General features: G+C 37.4%; 20 protein-coding genes. 12 read left to right on the top strand and 8 right to left on the bottom strand.

The window, feature by feature from the left end; all coding sequences use genetic code 11:
• Nucleotides 1-76 precede the first annotated feature (76 nt).
• Complete coding sequence (locus GQS55_RS19465) at nucleotides 77-1057, top strand: methylenetetrahydrofolate reductase (RefSeq protein WP_159822324.1); 981 nt, start codon at nucleotides 77-79, stop codon at nucleotides 1055-1057.
• A 146-nt stretch (nucleotides 1058-1203) separates the two neighbouring features.
• Here GQS55_RS19465 and GQS55_RS19460 read toward each other — a convergent pair whose 3' ends face one another.
• Entirely contained in the window at nucleotides 1204-1986 is a 783-nt protein-coding gene (locus GQS55_RS19460) for a haloacid dehalogenase type II (RefSeq protein ID WP_236559707.1), read from the bottom strand.
• A gap of 262 nt (nucleotides 1987-2248) precedes the next feature.
• On the opposite strand from GQS55_RS19460, the gene zigA reads away from it, so the two are divergent.
• The 3 genes from zigA to GQS55_RS19445 all read left to right on the top strand — a co-directional run bounded on the left by zigA (nucleotide 2249) and on the right by GQS55_RS19445 (nucleotide 5401).
• The gene (zigA, locus tag GQS55_RS19455; RefSeq protein ID WP_159822322.1) at nucleotides 2249-3451 is read left to right on the top strand and encodes a zinc metallochaperone GTPase ZigA; all 1203 of its coding nucleotides are present in this window, start codon (nucleotides 2249-2251) and stop codon (nucleotides 3449-3451) included.
• Nucleotides 3451-4194: a DUF1826 domain-containing protein gene (locus GQS55_RS19450; protein WP_159822320.1), complete on the top strand. Its 744-nt coding sequence runs from the start codon at nucleotides 3451-3453 to the stop codon at nucleotides 4192-4194. Before zigA ends, GQS55_RS19450 begins: the two co-directional genes overlap by 1 nt.
• Before the next feature lie 187 nt (nucleotides 4195-4381).
• Nucleotides 4382-5401 (top strand): hypothetical protein, encoded by a 1020-nt coding sequence (locus tag GQS55_RS19445; protein ID WP_159822318.1) that lies wholly within the window; start codon nucleotides 4382-4384, stop codon nucleotides 5399-5401.
• A gap of 88 nt (nucleotides 5402-5489) precedes the next feature.
• On the opposite strand, the gene GQS55_RS19440 is transcribed toward GQS55_RS19445, so the two are convergent.
• The 3 genes from GQS55_RS19440 to GQS55_RS19430 form a co-directional block, all read right to left on the bottom strand.
• The gene (locus tag GQS55_RS19440) at nucleotides 5490-5945 is read right to left on the bottom strand and encodes a Fur family transcriptional regulator (protein ID WP_159822316.1); all 456 of its coding nucleotides are present in this window, start codon (nucleotides 5943-5945) and stop codon (nucleotides 5490-5492) included.
• Between the two features lie 335 nt (nucleotides 5946-6280).
• Complete coding sequence (locus tag GQS55_RS19435) at nucleotides 6281-7660, bottom strand: 5-methyltetrahydrofolate--homocysteine methyltransferase (RefSeq protein ID WP_159822314.1); 1380 nt, start codon at nucleotides 7658-7660, stop codon at nucleotides 6281-6283.
• A gap of 85 nt (nucleotides 7661-7745) precedes the next feature.
• Entirely contained in the window at nucleotides 7746-10142 is a 2397-nt protein-coding gene (locus GQS55_RS19430) for a TonB-dependent receptor (RefSeq protein ID WP_159822312.1), read from the bottom strand.
• A gap of 201 nt (nucleotides 10143-10343) precedes the next feature.
• On the opposite strand from GQS55_RS19430, the gene GQS55_RS19425 reads away from it, so the two are divergent.
• Entirely contained in the window at nucleotides 10344-10724 is a 381-nt protein-coding gene (locus GQS55_RS19425; RefSeq protein ID WP_159822310.1) for a VOC family protein, read from the top strand.
• 80 nt (nucleotides 10725-10804) lie between these two features.
• On the opposite strand, the gene fghA is transcribed toward GQS55_RS19425, so the two are convergent.
• Both fghA and GQS55_RS19415 read right to left on the bottom strand, forming a co-directional pair.
• Nucleotides 10805-11644, bottom strand: a complete 840-nt coding sequence (fghA, locus tag GQS55_RS19420; RefSeq protein WP_159822308.1) for an S-formylglutathione hydrolase — start codon at nucleotides 11642-11644, stop codon at nucleotides 10805-10807.
• A gap of 86 nt (nucleotides 11645-11730) precedes the next feature.
• Nucleotides 11731-12861 (bottom strand): S-(hydroxymethyl)glutathione dehydrogenase/class III alcohol dehydrogenase, encoded by a 1131-nt coding sequence (locus tag GQS55_RS19415; protein ID WP_159822306.1) that lies wholly within the window; start codon nucleotides 12859-12861, stop codon nucleotides 11731-11733.
• A gap of 121 nt (nucleotides 12862-12982) precedes the next feature.
• Here GQS55_RS19415 and GQS55_RS19410 point away from each other — a divergent pair, with 121 nt between their 5' ends.
• Entirely contained in the window at nucleotides 12983-13849 is an 867-nt protein-coding gene (locus tag GQS55_RS19410; protein ID WP_159822304.1) for a LysR family transcriptional regulator, read from the top strand.
• 33 nt (nucleotides 13850-13882) lie between these two features.
• On the opposite strand, the gene GQS55_RS19405 is transcribed toward GQS55_RS19410, so the two are convergent.
• The gene (locus tag GQS55_RS19405; protein ID WP_236559706.1) at nucleotides 13883-14203 is read right to left on the bottom strand and encodes a hypothetical protein; all 321 of its coding nucleotides are present in this window, start codon (nucleotides 14201-14203) and stop codon (nucleotides 13883-13885) included.
• A gap of 244 nt (nucleotides 14204-14447) precedes the next feature.
• On the opposite strand from GQS55_RS19405, the gene GQS55_RS19400 reads away from it, so the two are divergent.
• The 3 genes from GQS55_RS19400 to GQS55_RS19390 all read left to right on the top strand — a co-directional run bounded on the left by GQS55_RS19400 (nucleotide 14448) and on the right by GQS55_RS19390 (nucleotide 17553).
• Complete coding sequence (locus tag GQS55_RS19400) at nucleotides 14448-15212, top strand: SapC family protein (protein ID WP_159822302.1); 765 nt, start codon at nucleotides 14448-14450, stop codon at nucleotides 15210-15212.
• A gap of 123 nt (nucleotides 15213-15335) precedes the next feature.
• On the top strand, nucleotides 15336-15947 hold the full coding sequence (locus tag GQS55_RS19395) for a YjaG family protein (RefSeq protein WP_236559705.1): 612 nt from the start codon (nucleotides 15336-15338) through the stop codon (nucleotides 15945-15947).
• 28 nt (nucleotides 15948-15975) lie between these two features.
• Nucleotides 15976-17553, top strand: a complete 1578-nt coding sequence (locus tag GQS55_RS19390) for a serine hydrolase (RefSeq protein WP_159822300.1) — start codon at nucleotides 15976-15978, stop codon at nucleotides 17551-17553.
• A 100-nt stretch (nucleotides 17554-17653) separates the two neighbouring features.
• Here GQS55_RS19390 and rsmD read toward each other — a convergent pair whose 3' ends face one another.
• Entirely contained in the window at nucleotides 17654-18256 is a 603-nt protein-coding gene (rsmD, locus tag GQS55_RS19385; RefSeq protein WP_236559704.1) for a 16S rRNA (guanine(966)-N(2))-methyltransferase RsmD, read from the bottom strand.
• Nucleotides 18257-18384: 128 nt separating this feature from the next.
• Here rsmD and ftsY point away from each other — a divergent pair, with 128 nt between their 5' ends.
• From ftsY to ftsX, 3 genes are read left to right on the top strand one after another with little or no spacing between them, the layout of a single operon-like run.
• On the top strand, nucleotides 18385-19818 hold the full coding sequence (ftsY, locus tag GQS55_RS19380) for a signal recognition particle-docking protein FtsY (protein ID WP_159823041.1): 1434 nt from the start codon (nucleotides 18385-18387) through the stop codon (nucleotides 19816-19818).
• 48 nt (nucleotides 19819-19866) lie between these two features.
• Complete coding sequence (gene ftsE / locus GQS55_RS19375) at nucleotides 19867-20565, top strand: cell division ATP-binding protein FtsE (protein WP_159822298.1); 699 nt, start codon at nucleotides 19867-19869, stop codon at nucleotides 20563-20565.
• Nucleotides 20558-21535, top strand: a complete 978-nt coding sequence (gene ftsX, locus GQS55_RS19370; RefSeq protein WP_159822296.1) for a permease-like cell division protein FtsX — start codon at nucleotides 20558-20560, stop codon at nucleotides 21533-21535. The genes ftsE and ftsX overlap by 8 nt, the downstream gene beginning before the upstream one ends.
• Nucleotides 21536-21790 lie beyond the last annotated feature (255 nt).

Here is a 21790-nt window from a genome sequence, read left to right as displayed (position 1 = left end):
TTTACTGATATACTGCTGTTCATTAATGAGCCTTCATCATCAAAATCGGCTTTCACTCATAACTTGCGAAATAATTATGCTAGAAAATGAATCAGAATTAAGAATTAGGTATAACGATAATTCCCGTGGTGTTTACTTTATTGGCACTACACCGCCAAAAAGTGATACTCCTATTGAACAAGTAGAAGATATTGCTACTAAATTACTTGATCGTGTCAGTGATATCGATTTTGACGGGTTAATTATTTATGACATTCAAGATGAAGATTCAAGAACGAATGTTCCTCGTCCTTTTCCGTTTAAAAGTACACATGATCCACGTTTATATTCGTCGTTATTAAACAAAAAATCAAAACGTCCAGTTATTACATACAAAAGTGTAGTGCAGTCAGATGCAGCAGCATTTAATACTTGGGCTGATGAAGCATGGCAAAAGTTTGGTGTTCGTGATGTAGTGCTGGTGGGTAGCCCATCAAAGAATAATGAAATTAGCTTACCGCTTGGTGAAGCATACCAAACGCTGGTACAAAATCAGAACAATTTTTTTATTGGCGGCATTACGATTGCCGAGCGTCATGCTAAAAAAGGTAATGAACACCAACGCTTAATTGAAAAGCATCAACAAGGCTGTAATTTCTTTATATCACAAGCAATTTATGACCCTCAAGCCACTATTGATATGTTGACTCGTTACGCTATTGAATGCCAACAGCAAGGCTTAAAACCACAACGTATTATTTTAACCTTTTCACCTTGTGGTAGTAAAAAAACGTTAGAGTTTATTGACTGGTTAGGTGTGCGTGTTCCTGAAGCAACCAGCTTGCGTATACTTAATGCAGAAAAACCTTTATATGAGTCTATTCGCATTTGTTGTAATAGCTTACAGCAAATATTAGATGCGTTAGTACCTTATGATTTACCACTCGGTTTAAATATTGAAAGTTTAACGAACCGTAAAGAAGAAATTGACGGTTCAATTTTACTTTACAAGTTATTACGCTCAACCATGGACAAGTACTTAGCAAGAAAGGAACTTGATAACCTGATCAAGAGTTAAGGCATAGGAGATTTTCACCCGGATTTAGTGAAATAAAAAAGCGGTTCAATTGATATTGACCGCTTTTTTTATGTCTTATATTTTATGTTTAGTGTTTGAATACATTAATACCAAACAATAAATATCTACAGAATGAATATTTACTATTACTTAGTTGCAGCATTAGGTTCTAATTGGTCAACTATTTCTAGTAAATCTTTACCTGTAAGGTCAGGCTTTCCTGCTAGCGGATAAAGCGCTTTACCCGGGCGAAGAATGAAAGCTGTGCTCCATCCTGCTTTTTCTGCACCAGCTATATCCCATGCATGAGCCGCAATTAACATGGCATCTTCAGGAGCAACGTTCATTTGCTCTTGCGCCCATTGATAAACTTTTAAGTCAGGTTTAAAGGTTTGTAAGTTTTGTACTGTTAATGAACCATCAAAATACTCTGCTAGTTTGGCATTTTTTAATTGAGCAGCAATACCTGCATCAGATGAGTTGGTTAATGTGATCAAGGTATAACCCATTGCACGTAATCTTTTTAATCCTTCAACTACATCAGGGTGAGGGGCTAAATCTCTAAAAGGAGTAAGTACTGCCTTACGCGCTTCTTCTTTCGTTAGTGGTATGTTTTTCTGATTAGCAATCATTTCTAGTGATGCGATACCAATTTCACCAAAGCTATTGTATTCACCAATCATATTGCCCACTAAAGAATAGTGTAGCATTGTGGTAAACCAGTAAGGAACAAGCTCATCTCGTCCGCCCAAGGCTTTAGAAACTGATTTACCGACATTACCAAGATCTAATAATGTTTCATTAACATCAAAGAAAATTACTTTGGGTTGTATTTTTACATCGGTGTCTAAATCTTTTGCTAGTGCGGCTTCCGACATAAAGCTTAGTGAAATTAACAAGCTAATTAGAAAGGGTTTAAAATTTATCATTATAAAAAATGCCTATAAGGTTAAGTAGAAGGGGTTATAAAATATCGATACTGAAAAGACCTTCAGAACATTAAATAAATTTCATAGTTTGAAGATTAAGACCAGCCTAATTGTTTCTAAATATGTATGCCGGTATTAGTTTAGGCTAGAAAACATTTTTCTTCGCATCATTAAAAAATAATTGTTAAGAGTATACTAGAAAAACACAATGATACGTTGTAACATATCTTTAATTAGTAGGTGAATCAGAGATAAATTACATATGATTGAACATAAGCTCCCCGTTACGGTACTTTCGGGCTTTCTTGGCGCAGGGAAAACAACGGTATTAAGCCATATTCTTAATAATAGAGAGGGCAAGAAAGTCGCTGTTATTGTTAATGACATGAGTGAGATAAATATTGATGCGGCTACCATTAAGAATGAAGTATCACTTAATCGTAGTAATGAAAAACTCGTTGAAATGAGCAATGGTTGTATTTGTTGTACATTAAGAGAAGACTTATTGCTAGAAGTGAACAAGTTAGCAAAAAGTGGCAATTTTGATTACCTTGTTATCGAATCTACTGGAATATCTGAGCCATTACCTATCGCTGAAACGTTTACATTTGCTGATGAAGATGGCGTGTCATTATCAGATGTAGCCACTTTAGATACGATGGTAACCGTTGTTGATGCTGTTAATTTCTTAAAAGATTACGACAAGGCAACGTATCTGCAAGACACTGCAGAGTCTCTTGGCGAGGAAGATGAGCGTAGTGTTGCTGATTTACTTGTTGATCAAGTTGAATTTGCCGATGTAATACTTATTAGTAAAACCGATTTGGTCGATACTTCAGCTCTCAACCAGCTTATCGCTACGATTAAAGCGCTTAATACGCGCGCTAAAATAATCCCAATATCTTCAGGGAAAGTTGATATAAACGATATTTTGAATACAGGTTTGTTTGACTTTGAACTGGCGCAGCAAGCACCTGGCTGGCTTAAAGAGATGCGTGGTGAGCATATACCAGAAACAGAAGAGTATGGTATTGCTAGTTTTAATTACGTAGCACGCTCTCCTTTTAATCCTGAAAAATTCTATCAATTTCTTCATAACACCGAACAATTTGGCAAGCTTATTCGTTCAAAAGGCTACTTTTGGTTGGCAACACGTCCTCAATTTTGTGGACAATGGAGTCAAGCTGGGGGCATTGCACGATACGGTTTTGCGGGAATGTTTTGGCGAGCTATCCCCAGAGAAAACTGGCCTACAGATGAAGAGTCTTTAGATGCAATTGAAGAAAAGTGGGTTGAACCTTTTGGTGATATGCGTCAAGAGCTTGTTTTTATCGGTCAAAATTTAGATGAAGCCGCAATGATTACAGCACTAGATAGCTGTTTGTTATCAGAAGAAGAATTATTGAAAGGGAAAGATTACTGGCTAACCTTGCATGACCCTTTCCCTGAGTGGGAGGAAGAATAATGAATGTAATAGCCGCTACCACTACTGAATTGATCACTGATGTTCTTAATGGCAATAATGAGAAAAATGCAGTAAAAGCAATCACACAAAGCCCTGCAGCAGACACCCTAAAAGCAGAGAGCTCAGTAGAAGAATTTAATCCACAAGTGCTTTCTAATATATACCAAGAAGAGATAAATATAGCCATTTGGAAACGTAAATTATCACCAGAACTAGACTCTGCAGTAGCGTTGTTTATAAAAGAAAGCCCGATAAAGTCAACGAGATTAACTGTGTCACCGGAGGATGCATTTGATCTGCTATGTAACGCTTTAGGTAGCGATAATGCAGCCGTAACTCTGAGTAAAGATATCGCTTTATTAGTTGATATGTTTTGTTGTTTTTTTGATCTTAAGTATGCAGGGTTACGGTTAACACTATTAGAGAAGGCAATGTGCCCACGTTTTCATGTAGATCGTATCCCATGTCGATTAGTGACAACTTATCAAGGTATCGCAAGTGAGTGGCTTGAACATGCTTTGATTGATCGTACAAAGCTAGGCGCAGGGAATGAAGGAAAATCAGATGAAGAGTCTGGGCTTTTTTCTGATCTAAACAATATCAATCATCTTAATCAAGGTGATGTTGCGCTACTAAAAGGCGAAAATTGGGATGAAACCCAAGGATTTGGTTTGGTTCACCGTTCTCCTGCTGCACCAAATGGTGAACGTCGGTTACTGCTAACACTTGATTTTATTGATTAAAATAATTATTTAATTAAGCATTGCTAGTATATTGGCTCTGTGACCTTAATATTGTTATTGTTGCAACACCATTTGGCCTAAGCGTTAGCCTTGATTTATGTGTAATGGGGAATGATGAACCGTATGTTTTTTATCGTAATCCCCTTTCACTAAAGCAAATAATTATTGTTTGTGTACTAGAAACATAATGACTAAAAAAATTTATTATTTATTGATTGCTGTAATTCTTATCACCCTAACATTCACTGTCGGTGAGCGTTACATTGATTTAGTCGTAAATACACTTCTACCTAATATTGAGGACGAAAATACCGCTGAGCTGCTTGTCCCTGCAAAAAACCAACAAGTAAAAAGTGCTGCTCAGTCGCACATGCCTGATGTTGATCAATCTCATCAAGACATTGATTCTTTTCAAGTGAATCGACCAAGCTTCGTTGAACCACCAAACGTTCAATGTAAAAGACCAGAGAAGCTAGTATTAACAAATCAATACTTTCAGCTTAATACTAATCTCAACGCTAAATCTGATAGCTTTACCCTTGAACTAAAAAAGAAGTTGAATACAGCTTTTCAGCATATTGAAAGATCACTTAATATTGAATTGAATCAAACAGTGTTGTTAACTATGCTCTTTAGTAGTACCCGAGCAGATTATGAAGATTTAGCCAGAAAATATAGACGTGAACCTGAAGGAACTCAGGGAATGTACATTTCCTATTATAACGTCTCTTTAATTGACGTGAAAAACTATGGACAAGGGATTAAAGTCGGTGTTCACGAAGCAATACATGCACTTAATTACACATATTTTGGCTACACCTTACGTTTTATTAATGAAGGCATGGCAGAGTACTACCAAGCAATATCAGAAAATGGTGATATTCAGTTATTTGATTTTACTTGGTTGAAACATCGACAATACCCCGAGCAGATATCGACAATATTGTTTTCTAAAACCGATTGGCATGGCGTTAAAACACACGAGCTTTATCAGCAAAGTAAAGCTTTGTTCTATTTTTTGATGAGTAATGAAAATGGCAGGCAAGTTCTTTGGGCAATATTAGCAAAGGAAATGGAAGACCCTTGTACTGTGTTATCTGAAGATGATATTGAACAACTACTTTTTGAAGTTTACCCTAATCATCAGCAAGAATTTGACTATTGGTTTGAAGAAGGCCTGAACAATTTTTTAAACACGAAAGCTTAACGTATTATTTTTTATTTGATGTTAAGTCACTGTTTTTTTATTGTATTTCTAAGTCCAGAGGGGAGCAATGGCTCTTACAATAACTAAGTTATTTTTCAGAGCAGCTATTACAAATACAGTTCATTTCTAGTTGCGGGCTAACGAGTTGAAAACCGGCGTTTTCAATATTCTGTTTAAGTTCATCAATGGTCGATTTGTTGATCGTGATTTCTTTAACGTCATTACATGTACCACAAATTAAGAATTGCGGTACACCATGGGCGTGATCACAGGTGATATGTGCACAGGCGATATATTTATTCGCTAAACTTAATTTATGTACTAAGTGTTCTTTTTCAAGAAATTCTAAAATGCGGTATACCGACATAGCCGGTATTTTCTCACCAAAATCTTTCTCAAATAAATCAATTAAATCATAGGCAGAAAGCGCTTTTTCCGATTTAATAAGAGAGAATAATACTTGTTTTCTTTTCGGTGTTAAACGGGTGCCGTGTTTTTTACAATACTGCTCTGCATGTACGATAATTTCGTCAACTTTATTCATTTTTTTATCTCAAACTAATTTCATTTATCGCGTTAAGTGTTGTCGAACCTTGTTATATTTCTATAATATCATGATCTGCGTTTAGCTAATATTAGAGAATTTAAACACTGTAACAGTAATGGCGGAGAAACCTTTATTTTTTTTCAATTGAATGGTTACTTTTGACAAATTTATTGTGTTTTAGCTGACGTGTTGGCTATGTACGCTGATAAAAATAGCGAGAATTGCAGAGAGGTTATCGCCTGTTATTGATTATATGTGGGCGAAAGGTAAATAAAATATAGAGACCCCATCATTGTTGGAGCCTCTACTTAACTAAGTTTTGTGAACAATACTTAGTGATCGTGCGCTTCTTCAGCAATACCTAACCAAGTTATAGCACTAGCAGAAAAACCTATTTCAATATCGTCTTCAATAGTCATTGTTGCTAAGTCTATTTGAAGGATATGTTTTGCAATAGGGTCGGCCACGTATACATGATCACCATTTTGAGCGGCAGTCATACTAAATGACATACCTTCAGGCATAGTAGAAATATCTTCTTCAGAAATATCTATGCTAGTTGCCAACTCCCAATGTGCTTCGCCATCATGTGAATGCGAATTTAGAATGTTAAGGTAGCCTGCGCTATCTAACACTAAAAAGTATTCTGCTTCATGTGAAAAAGCATAAGAAACCGCACTAACACCCTCAGCAAGTTGCCATTCAAGTTTTTCCATCGTGTTGACTTCAGGATTAATAGCGAATAGCAAATCAGCAGCAACACCAATTAATGAATCACTTTCTTCATGACCGTAGATACTACCTATACGAGAGCTACCTACTGATTCAATATTTGCAATTTTTACTGCTTCAAATTCACCATCATGTTCATGAGCAACTAAAACTCCATCAGTACAACCAAAAACAACGTAATCATCGTTTTGTGATGCGGCATGTAAGTCAGGACAAGTAATATCTAAAATTTGTTCTTGTTCATATTCATTACCGTGTAAATGATAAACAGCTACCTGATCAGGTAATGTGCCTGCAGACGTAGTCTCAGTATCGTCACGACGAACAGTACTTAATAAATATTCATCATGAGCCAGTGCTACGCCGTGCATATTGATACTGTAATCAATATGCGGAAGTTCACTTGTTTCACCACTAATATCAGTATCTTTTAACACTTTTACAGAGGCTGATACACCTGCATCAGCATTACCGTCATTAAATATAATCATTTCATCATCGCTTTTGATGATGTGTGTTGGGCTACTACCGTTTAATTGATAATCACTCATTACCGGTGCTTGTTGGTAATCGTGTAAATGCTCAACGTGATCTTCACGCCATAAGCCACTATCAATAAAGCCAACATAATCGTTATTTCTACTAGCGATTACGGCAAAGCGGTAACCTGCAGAAGCAGTTATGGCATTACCATCATAAATTAATGAAAATGTATCAAGTAGATCGCCGTCGTCTAAATCATATAAGGTTGTGGTATTACTTTCGGCAGATAACACCGCTAGTCGTCCCAATGATTCAATTGTATATTCGTCACCGTGATCATGGTCATCACCATCATCGTCGTGATCATGGTCATCGCTATCATCAGGTACTTCTATCGAATCTTTTTCAACAATATTGGTTTCTGCATCGCCACAACCACTGAGAAATAAAGCCGTCAGAGAAGCCGCAATAAGATTAAGTTGGAATGAGTTTTTCATTAGTTATTTTCCTTAATTAGTTAATGTAATACCAAACGAGTTAATTAGCTCGGTTGGTATAATCAAATTAGTATTATTATTTTTTTTAGAAGTAGCCTCTAATGCCCAGTGCAAAGCTGCGACCTGGACGTGGTGCAATATCTTTAATAAATGACGTATGCACGCGTGCTTCTGTATCGGTTAAGTTTGTAGCTTTTAAGTACAGCGCAACATCATGATTCAATATGCCTAAATCGTAAGACACACTAGCATCTACCAAGGTATAGCCATCGGTTGACGTTTCATATTCAGCTGTATCGCTTTGATCTTGATAACGAGTGATATCAAGGTGTGCGCTAAGTTGTTCATTTTCATAGCTGAATTGACTACCAAAGCGAAGCGGTGGTGTACGTGGTAAATTACCGCCGTCTTTCAATTTAGCGCGAACATAATCAGAAAATACCGTCGCTTTGAAAGTATTACTTACTTGCCAAGCCACTTGCGCTTCAAAACCATGCAGTACTACATCATCTGTTTGAAATATGTAAACAGGTAATTCATCGCTATGTTCATCATGATCGTGCACATCTTCACCATGGTCATGACCACTTTCCGCATAAAGTCCCGTATCATTTTGATAATAGTAATTGTCTACTTGGTTGTAGAAAGCATTAAATACAAAGGCGACTTCACCTTGAGTTTTTCTGAACGTTAAGTCGATATTGTTGGCTGTTTCTAGATCAATAACTTCATTAGATAACCCAATTAAGCCATTATCAGTATTGGTTGAAAATAATGCGCCTACTTCGTATGAAGCAGTACCGATATGTGGACCGAATGACATTAATTCAGACGCTGATGGTGCGCGTTCCGAGCGAGAAAGTGACAAGCCTAAGTTATAACCTGGGGTAAAATCCCACACTAAACCTGCTGATATACTCACTGGGGTAAACGTTTGCTCAACAGCGAATACTCTTGTAGCACTAGCTTCTTCTTCGTGGCCATGATCATGAGCGTCTTCTTCGGTTTCATCGTGAGCATGTGCATCGAGCGTTGGCAGTAATACATTATCGGCTGTTAACTTAACATGCTCAATACGAGCGCCCAATTGCACTAAAAAATCGCCAAAATGTCTTTCTTCCATTAAGGCTGCAGCGAAGGTTTGGGTATTTGATGGTGGGGTAAAAGCTTCTTCTCCCTGCGCGGCAACATCACTATCTTTAAAATGAAAGCTAATACCACCATTCCAGTTGTATAAAATGTTGTGAGTTAAATCCAACTTAATTTCTTGAGTTTGATTCTCAAATAATGTCCCTACTGCACCGCCTTCAATTTCAGCATGCTCATAGTCAGTAAAACCAGACGCTAATTTTACTTTTTTAACGAATTTATTTTGAAAATTGTATTCACCCAACAATTGCACACGTGTTTGCTCTAAGTCAGCATAAACTTTTTCATCGCCGTGAGAATGCCCTGGAACACCGTATTTACGATTGAATTGTTCAACAGCAACACCAACATAACCTTCATCAAACAAGTAACTTGTTCCTAAGGTAAAACCATTCGACTCTTCAGCGCTGCTGTCGACAGTATAATCACCAGAACTATGTTCATCTTCATCATGGTCATGCCCATCATCTTCTTCTAACTCGGCTTCTACAGGTACTTCGTAGTCATTTGATTCACGCCAGTAACCATCTGCATAAAAGCCAAATGATTCGGTGCCCGTGGTTACATTAAATGAAGCTAATTTACGATCATCAACAGAGTTGGTTTCAAGTAGCCATTCGCCTTTAGTCGTGCTGTCTGATGGTACGCGTCCATCAACTACGTTTACTACACCACCAATGGCACCACTACCATAAAATAAAGTAGCAGGACCACGAAGTACTTCTATTTGTTGAGAGGTAGACGCTTCCGATGCCACAGAGTGATCTGGCCCTACTCTTGATACATCGCTCGCATCTAAACCATTTTGTGCAATCATCACACGCGGACCACTTAAGCCACGGATAATAGGCGTACTCGCCACATTGCCATGAAAATTACTTTGCACACCAGGTAACTTTTCAAGGCTATCACCTAAAGTTGCAGCTTGTTGGCGACGTAAGGTTTCGCCACTTAGTACACTAACGGGTGCTGCTGATTCCATTACCGACATATGCATAGGGGTGGAAACTATATCAATGACTTCAATAGGTGAGCGTTCTAGTACCAAACTGACTGTTTTCATTTTATCGTCGGATAAAACAATATCTTGATGTAAATGGGCAAAACCTGTCGCGGTAATATGAAATTCATTCATACCAGAAGTAAGATCTTTCAAAGAGAAATGACCATTTTTATCGGTAACCGTTACTGTATTTGTGCCTTCAACGCGAACAGTTGCACCAGCGATAGATTCGCCATTACTGTTTTTTACTTCGCCTTGTATTGATTGTGCCATTAAGCTTGTAGGTAGTAGCAAACCAATTAGGGCAGCTACTCGTGATATTTTGAGCATCTTAATTTCCAGTGGTATAAATTCTAATATGATATGTTATATCATAACTATTTTTAGAGCAATACTCTTAAGGTAATCAACTTAAGATAAAATGAATTAGTTCATTTTTTTTTGTATTATTTAAAAAGAGAAAAATAGATTGCTTGATTCGTTTTAGTGCTATTCTTTATTTTTTTATTTAACTTAAAAAAAGGGGAGAAAATGTTTAGTCATATTATGATAGGTGCCAACGACATAGCTGCATCAAAAGTATTTTACGATGCTATTTTAGGTGAATTGGGTCATAAAGCAGGCGTTATAGACGAATTAGGCCGTTGTTTCTATTTTACAGAAACGGGAATTTTCGCCTTAACTAAACCTATTGATGGTGGCGATGCTAGCCATGGCAATGGGACGACTATCGGTTTTGCTGCAAGCTCCCCTGAACAGGCGGATGCATGGCATGCTGCAGGTATTGCTAATGGGGGTGTTGCTTGTGAAGATGCACCAGGCGTTAGAGGGTTAGGAGAAACTCAACTTTATTTGGCTTATCTTAAAGATCCATCGGGTAACAAGATCTGTGCTTTACACCGTCTTGGTTAATAATTGACGTGGTTAGTCAATCGTTTGGTCTAAAATAACGTTGTGGCTTTTAAAAGCCACAACGCAGTTGATAGTGATAGTTATTTTTTTAGATAGTTTGCGTGAAAACGCAGATGCTCCTCAATAAAACTCGCAATAAAATAGTAGCTATGGTCATAACCTTCGTGCATCTGTAGATCTAAAGGGTAACCACTTACTTGTGCTGCCAGTGTTAATGATTCTGGTTTTAGCTGCTCTGTAAGAAAGTCATCTGCTCCGCCTTGATCTACTTTAGCGGGAACAAAGTGCTCTGCAACTCGCATTAATTCACTTGCGTCATGTCGCTGCCAATTTGCTTTATTTTTACCTAAATAAGCGGTAAATGCTTTCTGTCCCCAAGGACAGTTTACAGGATTGCAAATAGGGCTAAACGCCGACATTGAACGATAACGTTCAGGGTTTAACATCGCGATAGTTAATGCGCCATGCCCGCCCATAGAGTGCCCCGATATTGCACGTTTATCTGTTACTGGGAAGGTAGACTCTATCAGTTTAGGTAATTCATTAACGACATAATCATACATGTGAAAATGGCTATTCCAAGGTGCTTGCGTTGCGTTGACATAAAAACCAGCACCTTGCCCTAAATCATAACCGGTATCATTTGCGACATTGTCACCTCTAGGGCTAGTATCAGGGGCTACAATGGCAATACCTAACTCTGCGGCTATACGTTGCGCCCCTGCTTTTTGCATAAAGTTTTCATCAGAGCATGTCAGCCCAGAAAGCCAATATAATACTGGAACTTTTTCGCCATTTGATGCCTGTGGAGGCAAGTAAATAGCAAATCGCATGTTACAATTTAACGTGCTAGACCGGTGACTATATTGCTTATGCCAACCGCCAAAGCTTTTATTTACACTTAAGTTTTCAATGGTCATGTTAAAACCTTACTGTACTGCTCTTTCATTTTAGACTTCATTTTAAATAACAAAAGAGCGAGTAAATGTGGACTATAATAAAAGGGTTACTTAGCGAAATGGATAACACTGCGAATACTTTCGCCTTTGTGCATTAATTCAAACGATTCATTAATTTCTTCAAGGCTCATTGTATGGGTAATAAAATCACTTAATTTAAACTCACCTGCTAAATAACGCTCTACATAGTCTGGTAATTCTGTACGACCTTTAACGCCACCAAAAGCAGTGCCACGCCATACACGACCAGTCACTAATTGAAACGGACGCGTTGAAATTTCTTGTCCTGCACCTGCAACACCAATAATGACAGATTCACCCCAACCTTTATGGCAGCACTCTAACGCTGAACGCATTAAGTTAACGTTACCTACACATTCAAAAGAGTAGTCAACACCACCATCAGTTAATTCAACAATAACGTCTTGAATTGGCTTATCGAAGTTCTTTGGATTAATACAATCAGTCGCCCCTAATTTTTTCGCTAATTCAAATTTACTTTCATTAATATCAATAACAATAATACGACTGGCTTTTGCCATGGTTGCACCAATAACGGCAGAAAGACCAATACCGCCAAGGCCAAAAATAGCGACTGTTGCGCCTTCTTCAACTTTTGCTGTATTCATTACCGCGCCCATACCTGTGGTAACGCCACAACCTAATAAGCAAACTTCTTCTAATGGTGCTTCTTTATTAACTTTTGCTAATGATATTTCGGGTAATACGGTGTATTCAGAAAAGGTAGAGCAGCCCATATAATGAAAAATTGGTTGTCCGTCTTTATAAAAGCGGGTTGTACCGTCTGGCATTAAGCCCTTTCCCTGTGTTTCTCTTATTTTTTGACAAAGGTTAGTTTTACCAGATAAGCAAAATTTACACTCTCGACATTCTGGTGTGTATAACGGAATAACATGGTCGCCCACACTAACGCTGGTTACGCCTTCGCCTACTTGCTCAACAATACCGCCGCCTTCATGGCCTAAAATTACCGGAAAAATGCCTTCAGGATCTTCACCCGATAAAGTAAAGGCATCGGTATGGCATACGCCAGACGCAATCACTTTAACTAATACTTCACCTTTTCTAGGTAGCATTACATCGATTTCTTCAATTGACAGGGCTTGTTTAGGACCCCAGGCAATAGCGGCTTTTGATTTAATAAATTTATCTGACATGTTAATTCTCACTGCTTTGTTGGTGATTGTTGTCTAGCGAAAGTAACATCTATTATATTTGTTTCTTCAGCGATGATAATATGCCTCTATTGTAAATCACTTTTACACACAGGTAACAATAATGAAGTGGGAAGGTATTAGCGAGTTTGTTCATGTTGCAGAAACAGAGAGTTTCACCAAAGCGTCAAAAAAATTGGCCATTTCTACAGCGCAAGTAAGTCGACAAGTGAGTGCGTTAGAAATTCGTTTAGATACAAAATTGTTTTATCGCACCACTCGCAAAGTTTCATTAACAGAAGAAGGGCGTGTTTTTTATCAGCACTGTCGCAGTGTTCTTGATGGTTTGGATGAAGCAGAACGCGCTATTTCTAACTTGCAATCAAGGCCCCATGGAAAAATTAAACTCACAGCGCCAACAACCTATGGCGAACAAAAAATAATGCCTTTGGTAAATGATTTTGTAAAAAAATATAGTGATGTAGAGGTTTATGCAAATCTAAGTAATCAAAAAATAGACTTAGTGGAAGAAGGGTATGATTTGGCTATTCGTCTTGGCAAGTTACCTGATTCAACCATGATGGCTAAAAAACTAGGCAAGCGAACCAACTACCTTTGTGCTTCACCTGCTTACTTAAATCAGTATGGTGTACCACATTCTTTATCTGAACTTAGCAAGCATAGCTGCTTGTTAGGCACTTTAGATTATTGGCACTTTAGCGATGCAGGCAAAGAAAAAAATATCCGAGTGACTGGAAGATTACGTTATAACAGTGGATATAGCCTAGTAGATGCAGCTCTTAAAGGCTTGGGAATAGTACAATTACCTGATTACTACGTTCAGGCTTACTTACAAAACGGACAACTAATTTCACTGTTAGACAATATGAGAGAGCTTGATGAAGGTATATGGGCACTTTATCCTCACAATCGCCACTTATCACCAAAAATCAGATTACTTGTGGAGTATTTGTCAGAGCACATAACATAATTATGCGGTGTGGTTTGTCATCGTGTATATTTTTTATCTTTTCTTGGGCATATATCTGGGATGCAAAGATAAATAGTCACACCAGGTACTAAAATTACTAAAATTATAGCGTGGATCTGTTGCGTTATACCAAGTTGAAGGTTGGTTGGCGGGTAAGCGAAAATATATTTTATGGCCATCAATGGCAACATAACAAATTAAAGTTTCTAACGTATTGTTTTTAATCTGTATTTCAGCTAAGTTTTGATCATTACGTTGATGTATAAGTGAAAATTTAGGCTGGGAAAATGCTGAGGTTGCTAATATTAGTATAGTAAAAGAAGCCAATGTTTTAACTATGTTATTAACCATCATAACCCTACCTTGAACATAAATTAGTCCTTATTTTATAATAAGTTTCGTAAATAATTACCAGAAAATTAAATTTTTAGTAAATTATTTTAAATTTAGCATTGAAAGCTAAAACAGGTGCCTCCATAACTTACTTATACCAAAAAAGAACACAGTAATTAAATTCACTGATTCAATTACATTATTACAAACGTGCCCCTATATTTAAACAGTGTATAAATAGTAGCACCAAACAAGAGAATAAATCATGGCGAATTTCGTTCCAGTAAGAAAAGAACAACATCAAAACTTAAAAATTTCGAACACACGCAATATCTCACACGTAGCTGGACAAAATATTATCCCTGTTGCAGCAGCTGAATATGCACAAGCATCTGCAAGCTTTCCTCTTGTTTTCGTTAAAAACCCAGATTCTGAGCGTTTCCGCAGTGTTGCTATGCTAGGTTTAGAAGCAGGCGAGAATTTATTTTTAAAAGATGAAAAATGGACAGCCTTATCAATGCCACAAAGCATTTCAATGGTTCCTTTTTCACTAGGTTTAGATCCAGAGAAAGAAAACACATTAACAGCTTGTATTGATGTTGATAGTGAATTTGTAGGCGAAGATAAAGATTTAGCATTATTTGAAGAAGATGGTAAAGAGTCTGAAGTACTTGTTAACGTACAAAAAGCATTAGGCCGTTTGTATGATAATGAAAGAATGACAGAAAACTTCATTAAAGAATTACAAGAAAATGACTTACTTCAAGAAATTGAGCTAAACATCACATTAGCAGCAGGCGAGAAAAAGAAATTAGTAGGCATATTCACTATTAATGAAGAAAAAGTAAAAGGCTTATCAGATGATAAAGTACTAGATTTCCATAAACGTGGTTTATTTGTACCTATTTACTCAATGTTAGGTTCTTTATCGCAAGTTAACAATTTAGTTAAATTACGTAACCTTTCTTCTGAAACTAAAGTGTCAAACGTTCAAATTCTTCCTGTTCAAGAAGCAGCTGCAGCAAGCTAGATTCACATGAATAGTTAATATTAAAAAAGGAGCTTGTGCTCCTTTTTTGTTTCTATTACTAAAAAATACACCTCCACTAAAGAGGGCAGCTCATTTATAATGGTTGTCTCGCTGTTATCATAAATGAGAAAAAATTTGGCTATACATATCCCCTTTGTAAAATTAAGTCATTGGCAACAAGTCGCCTTTGCTAGCGCATTATTAGAACGCATGTTACCTAACTATCAAATGTTTAGTGAAAGCAGCCAGTTTGGCGATTATGCCATTTTGAGAAATCAACTTGATTTAGTGTGGCAATGGTTAGATAAAAACAACTCAGTTAAAATTAATATTAATGCGCAGCTGAATAAATTAGAAGAGCAAACGCCAGATCCAGAAGCCTTCGATTCTTTTGGTGTTTTTCCAGCACTTGATGTTTGTATGGCGATGATGTCTCTATTACAGCTTATTCAGTCTAACGGTAAAGACAAAGACCATGAAGACATTACAAGCATCAGCCGACTATCACATAACAGCGTAAGTTATTACGTTGAACTGCTACTGCTTGATGAAGGTGCAACCGACGTTAAAACTGAGGATGTAAACGAACATCCTTTATCAGTATGGGAAAAAGAAACTCAAGATGAACTCTTTGATTTTTTAAAGTTAGCTGCAGAAAACAAACGCTCATGTCAGTTAGCGAAAGAGATGGTTTTGTCAGAAGGTTTATCTAATCTTGGTATTGAAATAGTATAATTTAGTCTACAAAAATTTAGGTATATACATGAACTTAATACAGAAAACGCTTACAGTATTAGTATTGTTTTCATCATTGACGGCGCAAGCAAGTAGCCTGAAAGAAAAAAACAATAATATTGAAGCGACAATAGAAAAAGCAATGAAGACCTTTCAAGTTCCAGGTGTTGCAGTTGCTATTATCAAAGATAACAACGTTGTTATGAGCAAGGGCTTTGGTGTTATTGAAGAAGGCGAAAGTGACAAAGTTACGCCTGATACTTTATTTGGTATTGCTTCAAACACGAAAGCGATGACGACAGCACTTTTGGCAAGCCTAGTTGACGAAGGTAAGTTAACTTGGGAAACCAAGGTAATTGATATTATCCCTGAATTTCAAATGCCAGATGCTTATGTTACTCGAGAATTTACCATTATCGATTTATTATCACATAATTCTGGTTTAGGTAAAGGTGCTGGCGATTTAATGATTTGGCCACAAACCACGTTAACTAATGCTGATGTGATTCAAGGGCTAAAACATTTACCGCAAGTTTCTAGTTTTCGAAGTGAATTTGCTTACGACAACTTAATGTATGTTATTGCTGGCGAAATTATTGCTAAGTTAACCTCAATGACATGGCAAGAAGCTATTCAAACGAGAATTTTCACACCGTTAGGAATGAGCAATACTCGTCCAACGTTTTCTCTTATTCCTAAGAACAACCACAACGTTGCACGAGCGCATGTGCCGGTAAACGGTGAACTAACCGTGGTTGGTGGTAATTTCTTAGAAAAATTCACCTCTGCTGGTGCTGTCGCATCAAGCGTTAACGATATGACACTCTGGTTAAAAGCACAGTTAAATAAAGGCGCATATACGAATATTGCTAATCAAGAAGCTCGCTTGTTTTCAGCAGAGCAAAGCACTGCCATGTGGCAAGCGCGTACAATTTTACCTGTTTCTGCGGCTGAGACTAAACAAGATAAAACCCATTTTGCTGCTTATGGTTTAGGTTGGTTTTTAAAGGATTATCATGGCGTGAAGTTAATCCATCATAGTGGTGGTATCTTGGGTATGGTGTCAAAAGTTGTTGTAGTACCAGAAGAAAATTTAGCCATGGTTATTTTAACGAATCAGCAATCAGGTGATGCATTTAACGCTATTTATTTAGATATATTAAATGAGTACCTTGAGCTGACACCTAAAGATTGGGTAACTTATTTTCATGACAAACGACAAGCTAAAAAAGCGAAAGAAACTGTTCGACTTGCCAAAGCCGCAGATGTTGTTGATAAAAATTCTTCTCACTCATTGCGACTAAAAGCCTATGCACAAATGTATACTGACAATTGGTATGGTGATATTAATATTACTTATAAAAACAACCAACTTAATATGCAATTTACTAACACACCTGAGTTGAAAGGTAAGTTAGAGCATTATCAATACAATACTTTTATTGTACGTTGGGATGATAGAAGCCTTGAAGCTGACGCTTTTGTCAATTTTCACTTGAATGAAGTCGGTGAAATTGAATATGTCACAATGAAAGCGGTATCTCATGCCACAGATTTTAGTTTTGATTTTCATGATCTCAAGCTAAGACCTAAAGTTAAAAAATAAAGGTAGCTTTAACCTGATAAAAATAATTCAGTAACAAGTGTCGTAAATACTTGTTACTGCTCAATAAACAATAGTGAATAAAAACTCGCTATTGTTTATTTTAACTATTTTGATATAAACGATAAGCAACTTGTCCGGCAATTTTTTCTTTTAATAGCTGCCAATTACCAGGCAACGCTTGATCACTTTCCGCTTCCATTTCTACATAAATTAGTGCTTGTTCGCTTAACCAACCCTTATTTAATAACTCACTGGTTTGTGAAATTAGGTTTTGTCGAAAAGGGGGATCAATAAAAATCACATCAAATGGCGTCGGTGTTTGGGTTTTTAAAAATGCTAAGGTGTCTGTATTACATACCACAATATCGTCAGACTTCAGCAATTGCTTATTCGCCGATAATTGTTTAGCCGCCTCTTTGTTCAGCTCAATTAAATGAACGTTTGCAGCCCCACGAGAAAGCGCCTCAAAACCTAAACTTCCTGCACCTGCAAAGCAATCTAAACAGTTAGCCCCGTGGATATAGGGCATCAACCAATTAAAGAGTGTTTCTTTCACACGGTCTGTCGTTGGTCTTAAACCCTCTGCAGCTAATACCGGTAATTTTCGACCTTTATGCTTACCTGCAATAATACGAATGCTGCCAGATGCAGCCTTTTTCTTTTGTTGTTTTTTACCTTGACTCATATCGCTGACAGTTATCATTATTAATGCTAATATAGCGGCAATTTTACACCATAATGATATCCAAGCGAACTGAAACCTTTAGTTGAATTCGTTTAGATACAGCAATTACTGTTAGGTCAAATAAAGTGTCTAAAAAGAAAAAAGGTATGTTTGGGTGGCTAGGTTTTGGTCGCAAGGCAAAAGAAGAAGCTGTTGATGAAAGTAGTACGGCTGAAGAACAAGCGACTGTAGAATCAGAAGCTATTGATAAACCAATAATTAATGAAGCTGCTGAAGTTAATGTTACTGAGGAAGTTGTTGCTAAGGCAGAAGTAAAGGTTGAAGATATTCTGCCAGAGCCAGAGCCAGAGCCAGAGCCAGAGCCAGAGCCAGAGCCAGAGCCAGAGCCAGAGCCAGAGTTGCTCACACCTAAGGTAGTAGTACCAGAGCCTATTACAGCCAAAGCTGTGGAGCTAGAACCGGTCAAGCCAAAGGAAGTAGAACCTGAGTCTTTTACACCGGAAGAAGTAGCGGCAGAATTACCAGTTTCTACCGAAGTTGAATTGCCTGTTGCTGAGGAAGTGATAGCAACAACTGAGCCGCTTGATGAATCAGAAGGTGAACCTGAAATATTAGAAGCGCCTGAGGCAGTAGAAGCTCCAGCCGTTATCGAAGAAGAGAAGCTTGGCTTTTTTGCTCGACTAAAAAAGGGATTAAGTAAAACGCGTCACAATTTAGGTGGTGGTTTATTTGACTTGTTCCGAGGCAAGCAAATTGATGATGATTTGTTTGAAGAGCTAGAAACTCACTTGTTACTGGCTGATATTGGTATTGAAACTACCATGAAAATCATTGACTCACTAACGCAAAGCGCTAATCGTAAGCAGTTAAAAAATGCTGAAGCACTCTACGAATTATTGAAAGTAGAATTAAAAAAGGTTATTGATAAAGTTGATCAACCATTAGTTATTCCTGAAAGCGATGGACCATTTGTTATGCTAATGGTTGGTGTTAATGGCGTAGGCAAAACAACAACTATTGGTAAGCTAGCGAAACAATTTCAAGCCGAAGGAAAATCGGTTATGTTAGCCGCAGGTGATACGTTTAGAGCCGCAGCGGTAGAGCAATTGCAGGTATGGGGTGATCGTAACAACATTCCAGTTATTGCCCAACATACGGGTGCAGACAGTGCATCGGTAATTTTTGATGCCATAAGTGCTGCTAAAGCACGTAAGATTGATATTATTATTGCTGACACGGCAGGGCGTTTACAAAACAAAGCCCACTTAATGGAAGAGCTAAAAAAAGTCGTCAGAGTAATGAAAAAACTCGATGTAAATGCTCCTCACGAAGTTATGCTAACGCTTGATGCTGGCACAGGTCAAAATGCATTAAGTCAAACTAAATTATTTGATGAAGCCGTTGGTTTAACTGGCTTAACCGTTACCAAGTTAGACGGAACTGCGAAAGGTGGTGTTGTCTTCGCTATTGCGGATAAACATGATATTCCTATTCGTTATTTAGGTGTAGGTGAAGGTATCGATGATCTTCGTCCATTTAATGGCAATGATTTTATTGATGCTTTGTTTGTGAAAGAGTAATAAACTAAAACGAGACTTTTTTAAAAATATGCTTAAAAAACAATAATTATGATTAGCTTTAATAATGTTAACAAAACTTACCCTGGTGGTTTTCTTGCGCTAAAACAAGTGAACTTCGATCTAGAAGCTGGAGAAATGGCTTTTTTAACAGGTCATTCAGGTGCAGGTAAAAGTACACTCTTAAAGCTAATCTCTATGATGGAAAAGCCAAGTTCGGGCAGCATATTAGTCAATAACACCGAACTTGCTAGCATTACGTATAATCAAATCCCCTATGTTCGACGGGGCATTGGTATGATTTTTCAAAGTCATAACTTGCTCAAAGACCGAACTATTTTTGATAATGTTGCATTGCCATTAATTATTGAAGGCGTCAGTCACCGAGAAATTAAAAAACGTGTTGAAACAGCCCTAGATAAAGTACATTTAAGTGCAAAACTAAAGTGTTTCCCTCATATGCTATCAGGTGGAGAGCAGCAACGAGTAGGTATTGCTCGTGCTATTGTTAATAAACCCCCAATTTTACTTGCCGATGAACCAACCGGTAATTTAGACCCTAAACTGTCGCTTGATATCATCAGTCTTTTTGAAGAATTTAATGCCGCAGGCGTTACTGTACTTATCGCCACACATGATCTTGGCTTAATCGCTCGTATGAGATACCGCACCTTAACATTAAAAGAAGGTACCATGATTAACGATGGTATTGTTGAGGGCTTACAAGCACAAGGAGTGGCTTATGAGTAACAACTTGCATTCAAGTGGTTTAAGTCAGCGAACTTCATTTTTAAGACGCTTATTAAGCTTACCTATTCGTCACTTACAACAAGCTGTGGGTAGCTTAGGCGACTTATGGCGAACACCTTTTACCTCAGTAATGACCGTGTTTGTCTTAGGTATTAGCTTAGCCTTACCAGCAACATTACATTTGTTTGTAAAAAATGCTCAGCAAGTGAGTGAGCAATGGGACAGTGCGTCACAAATCACACTATTTTTAAAGCTATCTACTACAGAAAAAAGTGCAGAGAACCTAGTAAAACGTATTAAGTTATATTCTGACGTGAGTGACGTTCGCTATATTTCTGCTAAGCAAGCGCTGAAAGAGTTTAAAATATTATCTGGTTTTGGTGAATCGTTAGAATATTTAGATGAAAACCCTTTACCAGCAACCATTTTAGTCTCGCCTACTGAACGTTCTAGTCAAGCCAGTGCTGCTAATGAATTATTAGTAAAACTAAAGCAGGAACGTGAAGTTGATCAAGGGAAGCTTGATTTAGAATGGCTAACACGCCTAGAAGCTGTAGCACATCTTATAGAAGATATTGTGATTGGCGTTGCTTTGCTATTATGTATGTCGGTGGTATTAATTGTAGGTAACACTATTCGTTTAGCAATTTTGAACCAAAAAGATGCGATTGCTGTAATGAAACTTGTTGGCGCAACAGACAGCTTTATCCAAAGACCTTTTCTGTATAGTGGCATGTGGTATGGGGTTTTTGGTGGATTATTATCTTGCTTGTCAGTCGCAATACTGGCGCAATATTTAACTGGCTCTATCAGTGAATTAACCGATTTATATCAAAGTAATTTTCAATTACAGGGCTTAGCGTTTAATGAAGCTTTATTGTTAATAGCGATAGCGGTTACCTTAGGTTTGGCTGGTAGCTATATCTCGGTACGTAAACACATACGCGCTATTGAACCTAATGCCGATTAACCCCAATTTTACACACCATTAGTTAACCCGTTATCTTTCTGATTTTTAAAATAAAAATAAGAAAAACACACTTTTTAACAAATATTTCATAAAATTATTGAAAGATCATCTTGTTTTGCCCTATCTATTAAGCTAATGTTTGTCATCGCTCATCTTTGCTGGTAAGGCGTTTGTAGTTAACCAGCCTGATTTATGTTATAATTCAGAGTGAAAAAAAAGACGAAGAATAAAAATTTTTGAGTACAAAAAATAGAG

Source organism: Colwellia sp. 20A7, assembly GCF_009832865.1.
GTDB lineage: Bacteria > Pseudomonadota > Gammaproteobacteria > Enterobacterales > Alteromonadaceae > Colwellia.
The sequence above is the reverse complement of the archived record's forward strand: the minus strand, read 5'-3'. Positions and strand labels throughout refer to the sequence as shown.